Annotated in this window: 18 protein-coding genes and 1 pseudogene; 4 read left to right on the top strand and 15 right to left on the bottom strand. The window is 67.6% G+C overall.

What is annotated here, in order from left to right:
* Nucleotides 1-38: 38 nt before the first annotated feature.
* The 7 genes from MTAB308_RS21235 to MTAB308_RS21205 all read right to left on the bottom strand — a co-directional run bounded on the left by MTAB308_RS21235 (nt 39) and on the right by MTAB308_RS21205 (nt 6681).
* Nucleotides 39-1166, bottom strand: a complete 1128-nt coding sequence (locus MTAB308_RS21235; RefSeq protein WP_077104609.1) for a M24 family metallopeptidase — start codon at nt 1164-1166, stop codon at nt 39-41.
* Complete coding sequence (locus MTAB308_RS21230) at nt 1156-2334, bottom strand: M24 family metallopeptidase (protein ID WP_173842263.1); 1179 nt, start codon at nt 2332-2334, stop codon at nt 1156-1158. Before MTAB308_RS21230 ends, MTAB308_RS21235 begins: the two co-directional genes overlap by 11 nt.
* A 59-nt stretch (nt 2335-2393) precedes the next feature.
* Nucleotides 2394-3455: an amidohydrolase family protein gene (locus tag MTAB308_RS21225; RefSeq protein WP_173842262.1), complete on the bottom strand. Its 1062-nt coding sequence runs from the start codon at nt 3453-3455 to the stop codon at nt 2394-2396.
* 172 nt (nt 3456-3627) lie between these two features.
* A complete protein-coding gene (locus MTAB308_RS21220) occupies nt 3628-4872 on the bottom strand; it encodes a cytochrome P450 (RefSeq protein ID WP_077101874.1) in 1245 nt (414 codons plus the stop codon).
* A gap of 1 nt (nt 4873) precedes the next feature.
* The gene (locus MTAB308_RS21215) at nt 4874-5068 is read right to left on the bottom strand and encodes a ferredoxin (RefSeq protein ID WP_077101872.1); all 195 of its coding nucleotides are present in this window, start codon (nt 5066-5068) and stop codon (nt 4874-4876) included.
* 8 nt (nt 5069-5076) lie between these two features.
* Nucleotides 5077-5742: a TetR/AcrR family transcriptional regulator gene (locus MTAB308_RS21210; protein ID WP_077101870.1), complete on the bottom strand. Its 666-nt coding sequence runs from the start codon at nt 5740-5742 to the stop codon at nt 5077-5079.
* A 126-nt stretch (nt 5743-5868) separates the two neighbouring features.
* Nucleotides 5869-6681 (bottom strand): SDR family NAD(P)-dependent oxidoreductase, encoded by an 813-nt coding sequence (locus MTAB308_RS21205; protein ID WP_077101868.1) that lies wholly within the window; start codon nt 6679-6681, stop codon nt 5869-5871.
* Between the two features lie 163 nt (nt 6682-6844).
* On the opposite strand from MTAB308_RS21205, the gene MTAB308_RS21200 reads away from it, so the two are divergent.
* From MTAB308_RS21200 to MTAB308_RS21185, 4 genes are all read left to right on the top strand, one after another.
* Nucleotides 6845-7612: an SDR family oxidoreductase gene (locus MTAB308_RS21200; protein WP_077101866.1), complete on the top strand. Its 768-nt coding sequence runs from the start codon at nt 6845-6847 to the stop codon at nt 7610-7612.
* Nucleotides 7613-7630: 18 nt separating this feature from the next.
* Complete coding sequence (locus MTAB308_RS21195; protein ID WP_083746621.1) at nt 7631-8374, top strand: SDR family NAD(P)-dependent oxidoreductase; 744 nt, start codon at nt 7631-7633, stop codon at nt 8372-8374.
* 7 nt (nt 8375-8381) lie between these two features.
* Nucleotides 8382-9248 carry an ABC transporter substrate-binding protein gene (locus MTAB308_RS21190; RefSeq protein ID WP_077101862.1) on the top strand — a complete coding sequence of 289 codons (867 nt, stop codon included), beginning with the start codon at nt 8382-8384 and terminating at the stop codon, nt 9246-9248.
* A gap of 80 nt (nt 9249-9328) precedes the next feature.
* Nucleotides 9329-10924: a multicopper oxidase family protein gene (locus tag MTAB308_RS21185; protein WP_077101860.1), complete on the top strand. Its 1596-nt coding sequence runs from the start codon at nt 9329-9331 to the stop codon at nt 10922-10924.
* Here MTAB308_RS21185 and MTAB308_RS21180 read toward each other — a convergent pair.
* The 8 genes and pseudogenes from MTAB308_RS21180 to MTAB308_RS21145 form a co-directional block, all read right to left on the bottom strand.
* A complete protein-coding gene (locus MTAB308_RS21180; protein WP_077101858.1) occupies nt 10912-11748 on the bottom strand; it encodes an alpha/beta fold hydrolase in 837 nt (278 codons plus the stop codon). The two genes, MTAB308_RS21185 and MTAB308_RS21180, sit on opposite strands and share 13 nt — an antisense overlap.
* Nucleotides 11748-12740 carry a cyclase family protein gene (locus tag MTAB308_RS21175; RefSeq protein ID WP_077101856.1) on the bottom strand — a complete coding sequence of 331 codons (993 nt, stop codon included), beginning with the start codon at nt 12738-12740 and terminating at the stop codon, nt 11748-11750. Before MTAB308_RS21175 ends, MTAB308_RS21180 begins: the two co-directional genes overlap by 1 nt.
* Nucleotides 12728-13555, bottom strand: coding sequence for a coniferyl-alcohol dehydrogenase (locus tag MTAB308_RS21170; RefSeq protein WP_077101854.1), 828 nt, complete (start codon nt 13553-13555; stop codon nt 12728-12730). The genes MTAB308_RS21175 and MTAB308_RS21170 overlap by 13 nt, the downstream gene beginning before the upstream one ends.
* 31 nt (nt 13556-13586) lie before the next feature.
* Nucleotides 13587-14894 carry an LLM class flavin-dependent oxidoreductase gene (locus MTAB308_RS21165; protein WP_077101852.1) on the bottom strand — a complete coding sequence of 436 codons (1308 nt, stop codon included), beginning with the start codon at nt 14892-14894 and terminating at the stop codon, nt 13587-13589.
* A 3-nt stretch (nt 14895-14897) separates the two neighbouring features.
* A pseudogene (locus tag MTAB308_RS21160) lies at nt 14898-16647 on the bottom strand (FAD-binding protein).
* A complete protein-coding gene (locus MTAB308_RS21155) occupies nt 16644-17561 on the bottom strand; it encodes a 3-carboxyethylcatechol 2,3-dioxygenase (protein ID WP_245831462.1) in 918 nt (305 codons plus the stop codon). Before MTAB308_RS21155 ends, MTAB308_RS21160 begins: the two are co-directional and overlap by 4 nt.
* The gene (locus tag MTAB308_RS21150) at nt 17509-19221 is read right to left on the bottom strand and encodes a bifunctional 3-(3-hydroxy-phenyl)propionate/3-hydroxycinnamic acid hydroxylase (RefSeq protein ID WP_077101846.1); all 1713 of its coding nucleotides are present in this window, start codon (nt 19219-19221) and stop codon (nt 17509-17511) included. Before MTAB308_RS21150 ends, MTAB308_RS21155 begins: the two co-directional genes overlap by 53 nt.
* Complete coding sequence (locus MTAB308_RS21145; RefSeq protein ID WP_077101844.1) at nt 19221-20084, bottom strand: alpha/beta fold hydrolase; 864 nt, start codon at nt 20082-20084, stop codon at nt 19221-19223. The genes MTAB308_RS21150 and MTAB308_RS21145 overlap by 1 nt, the downstream gene beginning before the upstream one ends.
* Between the last annotated feature and the right edge of the window lie 64 nt (nt 20085-20148).

Raw genomic sequence — 20148 nt, 5'->3', positions numbered from 1 at the left:
TTTCGGCGTGTCGGCGCGAAGGTTGATGTGGCGCGGCATCATCCCTGCCAATGCGGGCTCGACGTCAGCATTTCGGGGCCGTCGGCGGCGATCAACACCGCCTCGCGCCCGAACACCGCGCCGACTCCTTGCTGCCAGACATAGCCGGTGACGGCCAGCACCATTCCCGGCTCCAGTCGCTCCTCGGCCGCGGTCAGGGGAAGGTGCTTGGACACCACCGGCGGGTCGAAGCCCATGCCCAGGCCCCGGGCCAAAGGCATCGGGGGCGCCGGCTCGCCCGCCGCGTCGTAGGCGGCGAGCAGTTCGCCGGCCGCCGCGCCGGGCCGGCATGCCGCTAACAGCTTGGCGCACAGGTTGTCCCACCGGCGATACAGGGCGGGCGCACCGCCGACACCGCCCGCGGGCCATGTCCGGCCGACCTCACCCATGTAGCCGCCGGCGAGCACGCCGGCCGAGAACGCCACCAGGTCGCCATCTCGAACGCGCCCGTTGCGGTGGTCACCGTTGACCCGCCGCCACGGGTGATCCGGCGAAGTAATCCAGGCGAATTCCTGATTGGACGGCGCACTCACGCCGCCGGCCGCCATCGCCTCCAGCATGACGCCGGCCAGCGTTTGTTCGCGCACGCCCGGCTGCAGCTCGGCCACCGCGGCGGCCAGGCCTGTTTCGGCCATCGCGATCGCCTCCCGCAGCGCCGCCACCTCCTCAGCCGTCTTGATGCGCCGGGCGGCGCGCATCGCGAGTTCCCCGTCGACCAGTTCGGCGTTGGGGAAAGCGGTTGGCAGCAGCTGCGCGAAAGCCGGTGAGAGGGCGTCGGTTCCGACGCGGCGCGCGGAGGCCGCCCCGTCGATGCGCCGCAGCGCGGACATGGTGTTCACCGGGTTCCACGAGATGCCATAGAGGTTCTCGTGCGGGATGTCGTCGGGAACGCCTTCGTCCCAGGTGCTGAGCAGGTGGATCGCGCCGGTTTCGCGCACCAGCACGCAGGCCGGGCCGAACGGCCGGGTTCCGGCGACCCACAGCTGCGGGGCGCCGGTGACGTAGCGGATGTTGGCCTGGCGCCCGAGGACCAGGACGTCCAGGTCGTGCGCCGCCATCTGCTCGAGCGCCCGCCGGCGCCGCCCCGAGCGCAGCGCCCGATCGTCGGGGCAAACCTCAACGGACATGAGGGCCATAGGGGGTGTAGGGGTAGTCGGTCAATCGAGTCGTGCCTTCCTCGGTGATCACCACGACCTCTTCGCTGCGGTAGCCACCGGTGCCGTCCTCCCAGACCACCGGCTCCAGCACCAGGACCATGCCCTGCTGCAGGACGAAGTTGTCGTCGAACTCCTGCCCGAGATCCGTTCCGATCATGGGCATCTCGGCCGCGTTGACGCCGATGCCGTGGCCGAGATAGAAGTGCGGCAGCCACGGCCGGCTGCCACCGTTGGCCGCAATGGCGGCCCGGCCCAGATCACCGGCGGTAGCGCCGGCGCGGGCCACGCCCTCGACGGCGGTCATGATCTCCTGCCACTTGTCGAACTGCGCGCGTTGCCGCGGTGACGGGTCGCGGCCCACCAGCCACGTGCGCCCGAAGTCCGAGCAGTAGCCGTGGTAGGTGATGCTGACGTCGGTCCACAGCACGTCGCCTTCGGCCAATTCGCGCTCGGTGCTCAACAGCGGCAGGGCCAGATCGCCGTGCGTCGTCCACACCCCTGCCGCCTTGCTGGGCGGCATCACCTGCCAGATCGGTTCCAGCATGCTGGCCATGGCGCCCAACTCGAAGGCCCGCCGCAAAAAGCCGGCCGACAGGTCGATCTGGCGGACGCCGGGAGCGAGGGCCTTGTGCACGTCGACCATCGCCTCGTCGGTGATCCGAACCGCGGTGCGGATGCAGGCCAGTTCATCCGGGGTCTTGACGACCTTGGCGGCACTGACGATGGCGGACGCATCGGCGGGCGCGCCGTGGGGAAACAGCGTCGTCGCAGCGCGCGACATGGCACCGGTGAACTCGTCCACCGCGATCACGGCCCCGGCCGGTATCAGATCGGCCAGCCGGCGGGCGAAATCGGCCACGCCCTCGTCGAATTCGAGATAGACGGGCCCGTGCAGGTGGTCGGCGGGCAGCTCGGACTCGTGCGCGGCGCCCTCACGGAACGGCAGGAACAGGTGCGGCCACTCGTCGGCGGCGACCACCACCGCGACCGGCCGCTCGACGTAGGACATTCCCGCGTCGCCCAGCGGCCAACTCGTCCCGGTGGCGTAGACCACCGCGCTGTTGCCCAGCAGGATCAGCGCGTCGACGCCGCGGTCGGCCATCGCAGCCCGCAGCCGGGCTCCGGTCTCGCGGCGCATCCGCGTCAGGTCGGGTGTTTCGGGGATCGCCAGCCCGCCCGCCGGCGCGAAAGCCGTCACTACAGACCCAGGAATTTGGTCACGTTGCCGCTGACGATGCGTGCCGCGTTCTCCGGTCCGACGGCGTCGACGACGGCGGCCAGCGACTTTTCGGAATAGCCGTAGGTGCTTTCGTTGTGCGGGTAGTCGCTGGACCACATCACTTTGTCGACCCCGATCTGGTCGATCAACTGCAGACCGAGGGGGTCGACCATGAACGACGCGCTCATGTGGTTGTCCCAGTAGTAGCGCACGTCGTGCTCCAGCGGCCGGTTGAACATGTGCTGATATGACGCCACCAGGTGCTCGGCGTCTTGCAACGCCCACGGCACCCAGGAGATGCCGCCCTCGAACCAGCCCAGGCGCAGCGCCGGATGCCGGTCGAGGATGCCGCCGAAGATGTACTTGGCGAACGTTTCCCGGAATCCGTCGATGTTGATCATCATGCCGACAACGACGCTGTTGAACTCGGTCGGGCTCTTCGGGGGCGTCTCGCCGATGTGGTGGGTGATCGGAAGGCCGGCGGCTTCGATCTCGTCCCAGACCGGGGTCATGGACGTGCTCGAGTAGTCGATCGGGTTGCCGTCGTCGTCCTTGCCGGGGTTCAGCGGCAGCAGGAACGTCTTGAGCCCCAACGATTTCAGCTCTTCCAGGGTGCGCCGCGCGCCCTGCGGATCCCACCAGTTGATCAGTCCGGCGCCGTAGAAGTGGCCGTCGGAGCGCTCCTGGAGCTCCGCGATGTACTCGTTGTAGATGCGGAATGCGAGTTCGCGAAGCTTCTTGTCCGGGTAGTGAAACAGCGCCAGCACCGCGTTGGGGAAGGCCAGTTCCTTGTCGACGCCGTCCTCGTGCAGCTCCTGGATGCGGGCCTCGATGTTGGTGCTGGCGGCCCCGGGCAGGTCGTCGTACTGCATCAGCACCGCGCTGAAGTCACCCGGCAGGAATGACTGGCCCTTGCGCCCCACCTGATAGGCGCCGTCCTCGTACCAGATCCGCGGCGCCTTGTCCTTGAGCTCCTCGGGGAACCGCTCGTAGAAGATGTCGGCGGCCAGCGAGATGTGGTTGTCGGCGGAGAAAACCACGGTCCCTTCCGGCAGCCCCACGTTGCTGCCGGCGGCGTGCCCGCGGCGATCCTTCGGTGCGCCAAAGCCTCCCGGCGGATAGAGCGAAACGGTGCTTGCTTGAGTCGTCATCATTGACCCTCCATTCGGGATCGGCATTGTCGACGGTAATCGGCTTGGAAAGGAAATGAGCTCACCAGGTCACCGGCAATTCGTAGACGCCGTAGGCAAGCCGGTCGTGTTTGAACGGCACCTGCTCGAACGGGATGTCCAGTTCCAGCGACGGGACCCGGCGGAACAGCGTGCGGTAGACGATCTGCAGCTCCGCGCGGGCAAGCTGCTGCCCGACACACTGGTGCCGGCCGTAGCCGAACGCCACGTTGCGATCGGCGCCCGAGCGGTGCAGGTAAAGCCGATCCGGCTCGGTGAACACCCGCGAATCCCAGTTCGCCGGGGCCAGGTCGATGATGATGCCCTCGCCCGCACGGATGACCTCGCCGGCGATGGTGATGTCTTCGAGGGCCACGCGGCGCTGACCGTTCTGAATGATGCTGAGGTAGCGCAACAGTTCCTCGACCGCATTCGCGACGATCTTGGGGTCCTCGGCATCGCGGATGACGGCCAGCTGATCCCGATTCTGCAGCAGCGCAAGCACGCCCAACCCGATCATGTTCGCGGTGGTCTCGTGGCCGGCGATCAGCAGTCCGGTGCCCAGCTGCGCGGCCTCCTTGACGCTCAGTTCCCCGGCTTTGACCCGCTCGGCCAGGTCCGACACCGCGTCTTCGGCCGGGTTTTCCATCTTGGCCTCGACCAGCTGGGCCAGGTATTTGTGGAGGCTCATCGCGCCCTTGACGGTGTCCTCCCCCGTCGCGTAGCGCGCCAGCCCGACGTTGGCGTGGTGCTGGAACATGTCCGCGTCTTCGTACGGCACGCCCAGCAGCTGGCTGATCACCAGCGAGGGGACCGGCAGGGCCAGCGCGGTGACGAGGTCGGCGGGCCGCGGTCCGGCGAGCATCGCGTCGATGTGGTCGTCGGTGATCTGCTGGATGCTCGGCCGCAACCCTTCCACGCGCTTGAAGGTGAAGGGCTTCGACAACATCCGCCGGAAGCGGGTGTGTTCCTCGCCGTCGGCCGTGAAGACGGATCGCGGCCGCTTGTGCACGGTGGACAACATGCCCTCGTTCCAGTGCGGAAACCCCGGCGTGCGGTCGTCGACGCTGACGCGCGAATCGGAGAACAGCTCCCGCACCTGGTCGTAGCCCGTGATCAGCCACGGTGTGCTGCCGTCCCAGATCCGAACCCTGCTCAGCGGCCGGGCGTCGGCGAGCGCCATGACGTCCGGCGGCGGGGCGAAGGGGCAGCCCGCATCCCGCGCCATCGGATAGTCCGGGATCCGCGGACCCGCTTCGGTCTTCGTGCTCGTCAGTGTGTCCGACATTTCATTCCTCGATGTGGATGGCCAATGCGGGGCACGCCGCGGCGGCGCGCCGTGCTCCGTCGGCCTGGTCGGGCGTTGGATGGGGATTGAGCAAGACCACCACGCCGTCGTCGTCACGCTGGTCGAATACCCCGGGCGCGTTCATGACGCAGTTACCCGATGACGCGCAAATGTCTTGGTCGACAGTAACTTTCATCTGCCCCCCTATTCGTCCGGCGTCACGGGCGCCAGCCACAGGCCCACGATCGCGTCGATGAGGCCGGATGCCGCCGCGCGCCAAGACGATTGGTGCATGGGTGAACCCGCCGCCAACGCGCGTTCACGGTCGGCGCAGGTGTGCATCAACAGGTTGCGGGCCATGATGTTGCGTTCGAATCGCACCTCGGCCGGCAGGTTGGGCAGGCAACCGTTGATCCCGTCGACGACCTGAACCAGCGACGGAGAGCTCAGCGCGCCCTTGACGATGATGTTGTAGTAGGCCGGGTCGGTCATCGCCTGCGCCGCGAAGCGCGCGTACCAGGTGGGGTTGCCGAGCTCCTCGAGGTGGTCGGTGAGCGGGCGCACCAGGCAGGCCACCCAGGCCCGCATGTCGGCCGAGCCGCCCGATTCCAGCACCTCGGTCACCATGCGGTCGCGAAGCTGCTCGACGGGACCGCGGTGCTTTTGCTCGATGGCGCGCACCAGGTCGGCCTTGGTGCCGAAGTGATAGCCCACCGCGGCGTTGTTCCCCTGCCCCGCGGCCTCGCTGACCTGCCGGTTCGACACCGCGAACATGCCGTGCTCGGCGTACAGCCGCTCGGCCGCCACCAGGATCGCCTCCTGGGTGGAGCTCGCGCGCTCGGTGCGAACGGTCCTGTCTGCCGTGGTCATGCCGCTAGTCAACTCCGTCCTCCAGTTTAAGTCAAGCGCTTGATTTAACTTGTTGCCATCGAACGTGACGCTGCCGTCACGCTGGGGACCGAGCGTGACGGCACCGTCACGCTCGAGCCGTGCTTGTCACCCCTCCCGCTTCTTGGACCGGATCGCCTTGCCCGCCACGGTGCCCCCGTCGACCGGCAGCACGGTGCCCGTGACGTAGCGCGACCGGTCGCTGGCGAAGTAGAGCGCCGCCTCGGCGATGTCTTCGGCGGTGCCCTCGCGCTTCAGCGGCCGGTCGGCGCGCATCGTCTCGCGGATGCCCGCCTCGTACCGCTCGAGCTGCTCGGCGTCCATGTTCGTGGCCGACGTCTTCAACAGCGGCGTGGGTATGTTGCCCGGCGCGATGGCGTTCACCCGAATCTCGTAGTGCGCCAACTCGATCGCCGCGGATTTCGTGAACTGGATGACCGCCGCCTTGGACGCGCGGTAGGTCATCACCCCGCCGCCGGCCTGGATCCCGCCGATCGAGGTCATGTTGATGATCGAGCCGCCGCCGTGGGCCGCCATGTGCCGGGCGGCGTCTCGGGTGCCCGCCATCACGCCCAGGACGTTGACCGCCATGATGCGGTGAAAGTCGGCCAGATCGTCCTCGAGGAATCGGCGGTGCATGGTGCCCGAGACGCCGGCGTTGTTGACCATCACGTGCAGGCCGCCGAATTTGTCGACAGCCGCGGCCACCAGCGCCCCGACTTGCTCGGGGTCGGAGACATCGGTCCGCCGGAAGGCGGCGTCGGGGCCCAGCGCAGCGGCGAGCGCCTCACCCTTGTCGACTTCGACGTCGGCGATGACGACCCGCGCGCCCTCGGCCGCAAACTTCTCCACCGTGCCGCGCCCGATCCCCGATGCCCCGCCGGTGACGATGGCTACCTTGCCCGCCAGATCGTTGACCACACGACGAGTTAATCGGCGGTGGCAACGTTAAGTCAAGCAATTGATTTAGGGCTCCCGGCGACCTGGGCGTATATCAATTCACTTTCGACGGGCTTCGCGCGGTCGCGTCGAAGTGGAATGCTGAGTTTCACCGGTTCATCGGCTACGTCGGGAGGGCTCGATCATGAAGGTTTTGGTCATCGGCGGCACGGGACTCATCGGCTCGCAGGTTATTGCCAATCTGACCGCGTTGGGACACGAGGCGATCTCGGCCTCGCCTCGCTCGGGCGTCGACTCCGTGACCGGCGAGGGTCTCGCGGAGGCGGTGGCGGGTGTGCACACGGTGGTGGACGTGTCCAACTCGCCCTCCTTCGACGACGACCCGGTGATGCACTTCTTCACCGCGTCGACCACAAACCTTCTCGCCGCCGAGCGCGCGGCCGGCGTGCAGCACCACGTCGCCCTCTCGATCGTGGGCGCCGACCGCGCCCCGGACAGTGGCTACATGCGGGCCAAGGTTGCCCAGGAGAAGCTGATCGAGGAATCGGGTAACCCGTATTCCGTCGTGCGAGCGACGCAGTTCTTCGAATTCCTCAGTGCCATTGCCGATTCGGCAACCGACGGCGACACCGTCCGCCTGCCGGTCGGGGCGTTCCAGCCGATCGCCGCCAAAGACGTCGCCACCGCGGTCGCCGGCGCAACGATCAGCGATCCGACGAACGGCATGACCAATATCGCCGGGCCCGAAAAGCGCGGCATGGACGACTTCATCCGGACCGCCCTTGCCGCATCCGGCGATCCACGTCAGGTGGTGGGCGACCCCGAGGCCCGCTATTTCGGTACCAAACTCGACGAGCACACCATCGTTCCCCTCGACAGCGAGGACCCGACGATCTACCCCACCCACTTCAGCGACTGGGCGGCCTCTGCCGCGCCCAGCGGCGCCCAGTAGCGGGCGGGCGGGTCGATGATGCCTCGGGTCGCATTGATCACCGGAGCCAGCCGGGGGATCGGTTCGGCGACGGCGCGGGTGCTTGCCGAACGCGGGTTTCGGGTGGTGGTCAACTATCACTCCAGCGGCCCCGAGGCCGAGGAGGTGGTCGCCGGCATCACATCGTCCGGCGGCGAGGCCGTGGCGATCAAGGCCGACGTCACAGCGCCGGATGACGTCTCCGCCATGATCGACGAAACCGCGCAGCGCTGGGGCGGTGTGGACGTCCTGGTGCACAACGCGCTGATTCCGTTCGTCGTCACCTCGTTCGCCGACCTCACCTGGGAACAGCTGGGCGGCAAGGTGGACGCGGAGCTGCATGCCGCATTCATGCTGACGAAGGCCGTTGTGCCGGGGATGGTTTCGCGCGGCTATGGCCGGCTGATCTATCTCAGCACCGGGCTGTCCCGCCGTCCCCGCGAGGGGATGATCGCGCTCGGCACGGCGAAGGCGGCCCTGGACCAGTTCGTCCGATACGTCGCACTCGAGCTGGCACCGCACGGGGTCACCGCCAACCTCGTCGCACCTGCCACCGTCGGCGGGACGACGGTGACCGGCCAACTCACGCCGGATCGGGTGCGTGAGCTCGGAGAGGCCGCTCCGATGGGGCGGCTGGTGACGCCGGATGAGGTCGCCCACACCATTGCGTTCCTGGCAAGCGCGGACTCCGGTTTCACCACCGGGCACTATCTGCCGGTCAACGGCGGCATCGCGATGGACTGAACGCGACATGCACACGATCGACCTGGCCTACGTCGGGCGCGGCATACACGAGGAACTGATCGCCTACATCGCCGATCAGGAGGGCTACTTCCAAGACGAAGGGGTCCACGTCGCGGTGCGAGATGGAATCGCTTGGGAAACAGAGCGTCTGCGCTCCTGCGTGACGATCGGCCTCGGCCGGAGCTTGTTATCGCGCTTGACTCACGGCATCGAGTGGACGGTGCTGAGCGTGAACACCCACCGCCCGCTGTTCTGGTTCCTCGGCGGACCCGGGGTGTCCGCCATGGCGGAGCTTCGCGGACGCAGGCTCGCGGTACACGCGGGGCACACCGCCCCCGGGTGCTTCGCGCGGATCGTGCTGCGCCAGCACGGCCTTGACCCCGACCGCGACCTCGAGTGTGTGGCGCGGGCCCCGGGCGACTACCAGATGGATCTGCGGAGGCTGCGCGATGGCTCGATCGACGCCGCGTATGTCGGCAGCACCATGGCACCCGAGCAGGTCGCCGAGGAGGAAGGCTTCCACGTGCTGGCCTGGGTCGGAGATCACTTTCAGATCCCCACCGTCGGGGTGGCCGTGGATGCGACCCGCCTTCAGATCGACAGCCCGGCGGTGCAGGCCGTGGTGCGGGCCAACCGACGCGCGCTGCGGACGATGGCCGAACGACCCGATCTCGCCGTCGATTACGTGGCGTCGTTTCTGGACCGGCTGACGCGCGACGAGGCGCAACGCCACTACGAGCGCTACGTCGGCCCCTGCTACACCGCCGACGGCCGGGTGGACCTCGACGTCGCCCAGCGTGCGGTCGACGCCGTCGCGGCCGAACTCGGGGTGCCCTCGGCACCGGCCACCCAGATCTACCGGCACGCCCGATAACTCGGTACTTGCGTTCCAGCCGACGGCCGAGCACGGTATAAGGCGCCGGGGGCGGGTCGACGCAAGACGAGGAGCGCGCAATGCCGGTGCTGCCCACAGGCGGGGTCCCGTTCGACGGGGCCCTACTGACCAGGCGCGGCTTCATGGCCGCAAGCGTCGCCGGGGGATTGGCGCTGGCGGGCTGCGGCCAATCCAACTCCCAGGTATCGGGCGCCACAGCGCAAATGGCCGCCGCCATCGCCGCCGCCGAAAAGGCTCGGCCGCACAGCGGGCGCACCGTGACCGCCAGCCTGTCGCCCCAGCAGGCGCAGGTCGATCTCGGCGGGCCGGTGGCCCGTACCTTGGCCTACGGCAACAACATCCCCGGACCGCTGATCCGGGCCAAGGTCGGCGACGAGCTGGTCGTCACCGTCTCGAACCGGCTGGACCATCCGACCTCGGTGCATTGGCACGGCATCGCGCTGCGCAACGACATGGACGGTGCCGCGCCCGCGACCCCGAACATCGCGGCCGGCCAGGACTTCACGTACCGCTTCTCCGTGCCGAATCCGGGCACCTACTGGGGCCATCCGCACACCGGCCTGGACGCCGACATGGGTCTTTATCTCCCGGTCATTGTCGACGACCCGAGCGAGGGCGACTACGACGCCGAATGGATTGTCGTCCTTGACGATTGGACGGATGGCGTCGGGAAGAGCCCGCAGCAGCTCTACAACGAGCTCACCGGTCCGGACAAGCCGAGCCGCTCGGCGATGCCGACGACTTCGACGACATCCACGACCCCGGCCAACGCGACGACCTCGCCGACGCCGACGTCCGGGATGCCGGAGATGCCTGGCATGTCCGACAACGGCGGCACTAAGAGCGATCTGCTCGGCGGCGATGCCGGCGACATCGACTATCCCTACTACCTGATCAACGGCCGGATCCCGGCGGCGCCCACGACATTCAAAGCGAAGCCGGGGCAGCGCATCAGGATCCGATTCATCAACACGGGCTCCGACACCGCTTTTCGCGTCGCGCTGGCCGGGCATTCAATGACGGTGACCCATACCGATGGTTTTCCCGTGGTGCCCACCCAGGTCGACGCCCTGCTGATCGGCATGGCGGAACGGTACGACGTCATCGTGACCGCGGCCGACGGCGTCTTCCCGCTGGTCGCGCTGGCGGAAGGAAAGAACGACCTGGCTCGCGCGCTGCTCTCCACCGGCACCGGCAGCGCACCCGACCCCGGGTTTCAACCGGGCGAACTCGGCCAACGGGTGGGTACCATCGAAATGTTCACGGCCACAACGCCCGTCAACCTGGGGCGGCCCCAGCCCGACCTCAACCTGCCCGTCGTGCTGGGCGGCAACATGGTGCAATACAACTGGATGATCAACGGGAGGCCGTACAGCGACACCGATCCGCTGCACGTCCGCGAGGGCGAACGGCCCACCATCACGTTCGACAACCCCACCATGATGTATCACCCAATTCACCTGCACGGGCACACCTTCCAGCTGATCAACGCCGACGGCAGCCCGGGCGCCCGCAAGGACACCGTCATCGTGCTGCCCAAGCAGAAGATCCTGGCCGTGCTGGTCGCCGACAATCCGGGCCTGTGGCAGTTGCATTGTCACAACACCTACCACCAAGACGCCGGCATGCAGACGCGGCTGGACTACACGTTCTGACCGCAGGCCGTCGCGAAAAAATCCAGCAGCAACGCGTTGACCGCTCCGGGCTGCTCGATCTGCGGGCAGTGACCCGCCCGGGGAATCACCTCCGAGCGGCCGCCCTCGATCTGCTTGGCGATCTGCTCGGCCCACCCCGACGGGAGGAGCTTGTCCTCTCCCCCCTCGACGACGAGCGTCGGCACACCGATGCGATCGTAGGCGCGCGCGCTCGACGGGGCCGAAGACGGTGCGGCGTCGGGGCGACGAAATCGGGCCGCTGCCACCGCCTCCCACGCGCCGGGCGCGGTGCTCGACTCGTGCCGTCGGCGGACGTAATCCTCGTCCGCCGGGTAGCCGGGATCGTAGAACAACGCCTCCACGATGCGGCGCATCGCCGGCAGGGTCGCGTCGTACTGCTGCAGCGCGTCGAAATGCCGGTTCTGCTGGATCTCCCCGCCCCCGCAGATCGCCACCAGGCTGCGGATGGGCAACCGGGGGCGCTCGGACGTGGCGTCGGTGAGCAGGTTGATGGCGCCCATCGAGTTGCCGACGAAGTGGGCCGAGTCGATGCCCAGCAGCTCGCAGAATCGGGCGACATGGCGAATTCGCATGCCGCGGCCGTCGACGAAGTCGATGACCTTGGCCGACCGCCCGAACCCCAGCTGGTCCGGCGCCAGCACGCGGTATTGGGTGGCGAGCGCGGCGATGTTGCGTTCCCACCCGAGTTCGGCGCTGCCGCCGAACTCGCCGCCGTGCAGCAGCACTACCGGGTCGCCTTCGCCGGCCTCCAGATAGCTGGTGGCCAGCCCGTCGACCAGCGTCGTCTTGCGGTGAACCTCCATCACTTGATCGCGATCGGGTTCACCGGGGAGCCCACGGCGCCAACGACTCTCAGCGGGGGCGCGACGAGCTGGAATTCGTACACCCCGTCCGCGGCGCAGTCGGCTGCGAGCGCGCCGAGATCCCAGTACTCGCCGAACATCAGCCCCATGTCCCGCAGGCACAGCAGGTGGAGGGGGAAGGTTATCCCATCGACGCCGGATACCAGGTCTTCGACTTGGAGGTTGTCGGCCGCGACCGCCGCCACCTCGTGGTCGTGCAGCCACGAGGCGCAGCGCCAGTCCAGGCCCGAATAGCCCTCCATCTTGTTCCCGGTCTCGAGGAACTTCGTCCACCAACCGGTGCGGATCAACACGATGTCGCCCCGCCCGACCGTCACCCCTTGCGCGCGAACGACGTCGTCCAGTTCCTCCGGCGAGATCGGGTTACCGGCTTCCAGGAAGACCTCCGCCCCGCGATGGCGAACGAGGTCCAGTAAGACACCCCGCGAGGTGATGCCCTTGCCGTCAACCTTGTCGATGCCGCAGTGGAAGGCTCCCATGCTGGTCACCGAATCCGCCGGGAAGCCGTTGTAGAGCTGGTCGTCGTAGTAGACGTGCGACAGCGCGTCCCATTGGCTGGCCGCCTGCAACGGCATGATGATCATGTCATCGTTGAAGCGGAACGGATTGTCGGCGGTCATGTATCCACTTAGCTGCTTGGCCAATGGATTTCGCGTCCAGTCGGGGCCATACTTGGCCAGCGTGTTCACGTCGCCGCCGTCCACGGTCATGACGTGCACTGGGTTGTGCCGAAACTCGAAGGCGCCCTGCGGGCCCGACGCACCGAAGTCCACGCCGAGTGGAAACACCTTGCCGTGGCGCACCAGGCCGGCGGCCTGGGCAACCTTGTCGGCGGTGATGAAGTTCAGCGTGCCCAGCTCGTCGTCGGCTCCCCAGCGACCCCAGTTGGAGACCTCGCGGGCGGCCCGCCGGAAATCGCCTACGCTGGCCACGGCGCCCCTTCCTCGAGCTCACGGGCGATCGCCGCGCCCACGTTTCCACCGTCGACCCACAGCACCTGGCCCGAGATATAGCTGGCCGCGCGGCTATTCAGAAACAGTAGAACCGAGGCCTGTTCGTCGGGCCCGGAAACACGCCCCAAAGGCTTGGGAATGTCGTCGAGGAACCCCTGCCCGTAGGCGGTGCGGAGCTGATCGAGGATCGGGGTTTCGGTGACCCCCGGGCCGGTGCAGTTGATCCGGATGCCCCGGGCGCCAAGCGGCACGGCATTACGCATGGTGTACAGAATGATCGCCTCTTTGGACAATTGGTAGCCGCCACCGGCCAGCGCATCGGGGTGCGCCCGACACCATTCGACACCCTGCCGCATGGTCGCGGTATGGAGCAGCGGCGCCACCGCCGGAATATGGTCACGGTATCCCGCGGCCGCGAGCGACGAGACGCTGACGATCGACGACCCCGCGGGCATCTTCTCGATCAGCGCCTCGGTGACATGCCGCAGCCCGAGGAAGTTGATGGTGACCACCAGCGGGGGGTCGCCGATCCCGGACGAGACGCCGGCCACGTTGAACAGCGCGTCGACCGGCCCGTCGATGGATGCCACCGCGCGATCGATCGACTCCGGGTCGGCGAGGTCGATCTCGTGAAACCCGTTGAGCTCGAAGGAGGGCCGGCGCTTGTCGAGGCCGATAACATACGCCCCGAGTTGGCTGAGCTGCCGCACCACGTGTTCGCCGATGCCCGACGCGCATCCGGTCACCACGGCGCGGCGGCCGTCGTAGCGCCACAGCTCCTCGAGTCGTCCCACCAATGGTCCTAAATCGAAATGTTTCCCGGTCTCACTTCCCCTGCTCTTTTTGTTCCTTGAGGCGCTGCGCCGCCTGGACGCGGCCCTCGTTGATCTCCGCCATGGCCTCGGGGATCTCGCTGGCGGTGAACTTGTCGCGGCCGGTGGGCAGCCCGCCGAACGCGTAGGTCTCATCGAATTGCGGTGCGGTCGAGACCGGCCGGCGCGCCTCGACCTTCTCCAGGACCGGCGCCAGTCGCTTGGCCTTGTCGGCCACCGCCTTCGCGTCGCGCTCGATGAACTCCGGCAGCACCTCTTTGCCCATCAGCTCGATGGATTCCATCGTGCCCTCGTGGCTACGCGGATTGAGGAGCAGGATAATCTCGTCGACGCCGCTTTCCTCGTAGCCCCGCAGGAATTCGCGCACCGTGGCCGGTGATCCGATGGCGCCGCGGCCGGGGCCGTAGGCCAGCGTCGGGTCCTTCTCGACCTCCTCCAGATACCGCTTCCACACGCCGGTCCGGCCCGGGCTGTGCATCCCGGTCAGGTAGTAGTGCATGATCCCGAAGGAGAAGAACCCGCCGCCCTGCCCGAGACGCTCGAGCGCCTGCTCGTCGGTCTTGGCGACCATCATCGACAGGTCGCCGCCGATGGCCAGGATGTTCGGGTTGATCCGCGGCGTGATGGGCACACCGCTCTCCTCGAACTCCTTGTAGTAGCCGTTGACCCGCTCGGTGAGCGGCCCCGGGCCGGTGTAGGCGAAACTGAGTGCGCCGATGCACTTTTGGGCCGCCATCTGTACGCTCGCCGGGCGCGTGCACGCGACCCAGACCGGTGGATGCGGCTTTTGCATCGGCTTGGGGATGACGTTGCGGGGCGGCATTTGGATTTGCTCGCCTTTGAATCCCGTGAACGGCTCCTCGATCATGCAGCGGATCGCGACCTCGAGGGACTCCTCCCACTGTGCGCGCTTGTCGGCGGGATCTACGTCGAATCCGCCCAATTCGCCAACCGAGGAGCCCTCGCCGGTGCCGAACTCGACCCGCCCGTTCGACAGCAGATCGATGGTGGCGATGCGTTCGGCCACCCGGGCGGGGTGATTGACCGCCGGCAACAGGTGCATGATGCCGAACCCCAGCCGGATGTTCTTGGTCCGCTGGCTGGCCGCGGCCAGGAAGATCTCCGGCGCGGTGGAATGGCAGTACTCCTCGAGGAAGTGATGCTCGGTGAGCCAGACGGTGGAGAACCCGGCCTGGTCGGCCGCCTCGACCTCGTCCAGGCAATCCTGCAGCAGGATCCGCTCGTCGTCGGGCGCCCAGGGTCGCGGCAGGGCGAATTCGTAGAACAGTGAGATCTTCATTTACTACCTCCTATGAGAACTACAGGGTCTGCTTTGCGGCGTGGGCTGCAACGTGTTTCGCTGCGACGAAGCCAAAGGTCATGGCCGGCCCGATGGTCGCCCCCGCGCCGGCGTAGCTGCGACCCATGACCGGTGCCGCGGTGTTACCCACCGCGTACAGTCCCCGCACCACCGTGTCGTCGTCGCGCAGCACCCGGGCGTACTCGTCGGTGCGCAGGCCGCCCGAGGTGCCGAGATCGCCGAGGACGATGCGGAACGCGTAATACGGCGGGCCGCCCAGCGGGTACAGGTTGGGGTTCGGCAGCGTGGGGGCGCCGTAGTAGTTGTCGTACACGCTGTCCCCGCGGTTGAAATCGTCGTCGTGGCCCTTGCGCGCCAGTTCGTTGAAGCGCGCGGCGGTCTCGGCAAGCTGCCGCGCCGGGACGCCGATCTTGGCCGCCATCTCGTCCCAGCTCGTCGCCGCCTTGACAACGCCCGACTCCAGCCACGCCCGCGGGACCTTGCGCCCGGTCGGAACCGGCGCCCCCGGGATCTTCGGTATCGGCAGATGGCCGCCGACGACGTAGCGATTCCACGACCTGTGATCGGTGACGAGCCAGCAGGGGATGTGGGTGACTCCGGACTTCTGGCCGTCGATCATGGCGTGACCGAAGTCCATGTAGGGCGCCGCCTCGTTGATGAAGCGCTTGCCCTCGCCGTTGACGATGAACTGCGCCGGCATCATCCGTTCGTTGAGCATGAACTGCATGCGGCCGTCGGGCCACTGGATCGCCGGAAACCACCAGGCCTCGTCGAGCAACTCCGTTGCGGCGCCGACTTTTTGGCCCGCGCGGATGCCGTCGCCCATCGCGGCGGGGTTGCCGAAGCTCCAGTCCTGGTCGAGCACCGGCAGTTGCTCTTTGCGCCACGCGAGGTCGTGGTCGAAACCCCCCGACGCCAGGATGACTCCGAGGCGCCCCCCGACGCTGACCGTCCTGCCCTCCCTGAGCACCAACGCGCCGGTCACCGATCCGGCGGCGTCGGTGAGCAACTCCACCATCGGCGTCTCGAGCCACAGCGGAATGCCGCGTTCTCTCATGGCCAGCCGGAGCCGGGCCGCCAGTGACTGCCCGATCGCCGCCATCCGTTCGCCGAAGACCCTGGCCCGGACCATCCGCGCAATCAGCTTGAGCAGGACGCCTTTGCCGGCCCACGACTGCCTGATCCGGTAGAACGTCCGCAATTCCTTGGGCCCCAACCAGATTCCCTTGGGGGCGAGCGCCAGAGGTTTGAGCAGCTTTTGCTCGTCGTCGCCCAGCTTTCGCAGGTCGATCGGCGGCACGTTGATGGTGCTGCCCAACTCCGAGCCGCCGGGCAGCTCCGGGTAGTAGTCGGCGTAGCCCGGCTTCCAGACGAACTCGAACCACCCCGAGAGGTTTTCGAGGAATTCCAGCATTTGTGGCGCTGACTGGACGTACTGCCGTATCCGCGCCTCGCTGACCAGTCCGTCGGTGATCTGCAGCAGGTATTTGGCGACCTCTTCGGGCGACGGGTGATAGCCCTCCCTGCGCTGCGCGGGTGCCCCGGGCACCCAGATGCCGCCTCCCGAAAGGGCGGTGGAGCCGCCGAAATATGGCGACTTCTCCACCACCAACGCGTCCAGCCCCGCGGCTTGGGCCGTCAACGCGGCCGCCATGCCCCCACCGCCGGATCCGACGATGAGTACGTCGACCACATGGTCGAAGCCGTCCGCTGTCGAGGGCGCGGCGCTCATTTCGGCACCGCCGTTCGGATGGCGAAGCCCGCGATCAGTTCGGCTGCCGGTTTGTAGTAACGGACGGTGGTCTGGTAGGCCCCGGCTGTCTGAAGCGCCGCGAAAGCCGCAACCCACGTCCTGATTTCGTGTGCCGAGGATCCGCCTTCGTAGGCGACGAACGAGTTCGACCACCCGTCGAGATCGGCGAGGTTTCCGTCGTCGATGATTTCGAGCAAGCGGTGGTCCCACGCCGGGTTCAGTGGCTGCAGGTCACTGTGGCCGCCGGCGAAGTCTTTGGCCGCTTCGATCACGGCCGCCTGCCGGGCTTGCCGCTGCTCGTGGGTCATGGGCCGGCCGTCCACAATCCGCTCGAGCACCGCTGGGGGCGCGGTCGCGAGCGTCGGCACCGGCGGGCTGTGGGAAAGCCCACCGGAGCCCAGCACCAACACCCGCTTGTCCAGGGTGGCCAGGTAGGCGCCGACGGCGGAACCCAGCGCGCGGCAGCGATGCAACGGCCCCAGTGGCACCGCGATGGCGTTGATGAAGATCGGGATCACCGGGCGCGCGGTCGCGTCGCCGAACAGCTTCTCCAGCGGCTGCACGGTGCCGTGGTCGACGTCCATGCCGGCCGACACCGCGATGTCGACGCCGGCGTCGAGGATGGCCTTCGCGCAGTCTCCCGCCAGCCCCTCCGGAACATCGAGCGGTCCGGCGTGGGTACCGTAATCGCCAACTCCGTTGGCGCGCAACCCGATACAGAATGGCGGCATCACCTTGTAGAAGAACCCGTTGTAATGGTCCGGGGAGAAGATGACGACCAGTTCGGGATCGTAATCCTCGACGAATTCTCGCGCCTGTGCGATTGCGCCTTCGATGTCGTCAAGCAGGTCCCGCGACGGCCCCGGAAGATTCAGGAGCGGGCTGTGCGACATACAGCACAGAGCCAGTGTCACTGTTCAGATCACCCCCTCCCGGTGTGAGGGCCAGGGTGTCCAGCAGTGCGGCGCTCAGCTCGGGCGCGAGCTGAGCGATGCAGGCGCCGGCGATGCACCGATCGGGCCGCAGGAACAGCACCGATTCCTGATGCGTGTCGAACCAGGATTTGACAGCGCCACCCCGATCGCCGACCACCACGACATCGGGATCGTCGTGGCCGGTCCAATGCAGCTGCGTCACGGGCCGCAGCGCAACGAAGCGCGCGCCCAGGGCTTTCCACTTCGCGAACGCCGTGTCGCCGAGTATCTTGCGCGGGTTGTTGTTCCAGCACAGCACGGCGAACCAGTCGCCCAGCACGTCGTCCAACAGCACGTCCTGCTCGGTGCGGGTATCCACCCGGGGTTGGACGAAAAGGGTGCCCACCGGGGAGTCGGCCCGGCTCGGGGAGGGGTGCACGACGGCACCCTGCTCGTAGCGGGGCATCGGCTTGAACCGCATCTCCAGCACATACCGCTTGAGGGAGGGCACAATTGACGCCGACCGCACGAGGAGGTCCCGGGCGGTGGCGATCCTGCGGTCGGTTGGCGAAATCACCCGGCCCACCATCGTGGAGAGGTCGATCATCGCCCGAGCATGCTTGCGCCGCTCGATGTCGTAGGTGTCCAACAACCGGTCCTCGGCGCTCCCGGTCACCACCGCCGCGAGCTTCCAGCCCAGGTTGGCCGCATCCCGGATCCCGCTGTTGTAACCCTGTCCCTGCCATACCGGCATCAGGTGGGCGGCGTCGCCCGCCAGCAACAGCCGGCCACTGCGGAACGCGCCGGCGATCCGCGAGTGATGGGTGTAGACGCGCCGCCGGATCACGTCGACCCGGTCGGGGTGCGGCACCATCCGCGCCAGCATGCGCGTCAGGAACGCCGGGTCTTCGGCCTGTTCATCGGTTTCGTCGGCGTGAATCATGAACTCGAAGCGGCGAATTCCGTGCGCGATCGAGATCGAGGCGTACGGCCGTTCCGGGTCGGCACCGACCTCACTGTTCGGGTGGCCCAGCGGGTCGTTGGCGATGTCGACGACCAGCCACCGCGTCGACGAAGTCGTCCCGTCGAAGGACACCCCCATCATCCGGCGGGTCATGCTGCGCCCGCCGTCGCATCCGACGACGTAGCGCGCCCGCACGCTGGCGGCATCGCACTCGGTGCCGCATTCGACGCGCACCGCGTCGTCGGTTTGTACGCACGAGGTCATCGGCCGGTTCCACCGCACCTCGACGTGGTCGAATCTGTCCAGGCCGCGCAGCAATTCGGCGTCGACGAGCGGCTGCACGAAGCCATTGCGCTTGGGCCAGCCGAAACGCGCATCGGGTGGCGCCATTTCGGCCAGCACGCGACGCTTGCCGTCGACGAAACGCAAGATCTGGTTGGGCACGGTGTGCGGCAGGATCCGGTCGACCAGCCCGATCGACTGAAAAGTGCGCAACGCCTCGTCATCCAGCCCGACCCCGCGGGGGTAGTCGATCAGGCTGTCGCGTTCGTCGATGACGAGCGTCCGGACTCCCTGCAGGCCAAGGATGTTCGCGAGGGTAAGGCCCACCGGCCCCGCGCCGACGACCACCACGTCGACGTCGGTTTCCGGTGTCTTCTGCCCCTTGGCGCCCATCACCGTCCCAGCAGGAAATCGAGATGCAGCCGGTTGAAGGTCTTGGCGTCCTCGTACTGCGGCCAGTGGCCGCAGCCGGGCATCACCTCGAAGCGCGCATGGGGGATCATCGAGGCGATGCGGCGGCCCTCGGTCACGTCGGCGGTCGGATCGTCGCTCGTCCACAGCACCAGCGTCGGGGCGATGATGGCGCCGTATTCCTCCGGCCCCAGCAGGTTGCGTGCGCGAATCTCGGGATCCTGCAACGCCATAATGTCGCGCATGGCCTCGACGAACCGCGGTTGGCGGTACACGCGTTGGCGGCTGGCGACCAGATCGTCGTAGTCCTTGGACTTGTCGGCCATCAGCCATTTGATCCGCGCCTGCACCGTCTCCCAGGTCGGGTTCTCGGCGGCGGCCATCGACAGTGTGATGATCCGCTGCATCACCACCGGATCGGCCTGGGACCCGCCGGCGGTGTTGAGGACGAGCCGGTCGACCACGTCGGGATGGTCGACCGCGGCGCGCGCGGCCACCCAGCCCCCGAGCGATTCGCCGCTCACGCAGGCGCGATCGACACCGATGGTGCGCAGCACGGCCATGAGGTGCTCGACGTAGTGGCGAACCTCGAGCGGGTGGCCGGGCTTGTCGGTGTAGCCGTGGCCGAGCATGTCGATCGACCAGGTCCAGAAATGCTCGCCGTGCGCCGCCAGGTTGCGAACGTAGGCTTCGGCGTGGCCGCCCGATCCGTGCAGCAGCACCAGCACGGGCTTGCCGGGATCGCCCGCGCGCAGATACCGAGTCCGCACTCCCCCTGCCTCGAGGTAGCCCTGCTCAAACGCAACGCCCTGTAGATCGCTCCAGACGCTCTCGAACTCCGCCACGGTTCCTCTCTGGCCTCGAACGGTGCAAATCTTTTTCTCGATTTCGGCTGAGCCGGTGTGCTAA

Origin of the sequence: Mycobacterium terramassiliense, assembly GCF_900157385.1 — a bacterium.
Lineage (GTDB): Bacteria > Actinomycetota > Actinomycetes > Mycobacteriales > Mycobacteriaceae > Mycobacterium > Mycobacterium terramassiliense.
Note: the sequence above shows the minus strand (reverse complement) of the source record. Positions and strands in the feature narration are given on the sequence as shown.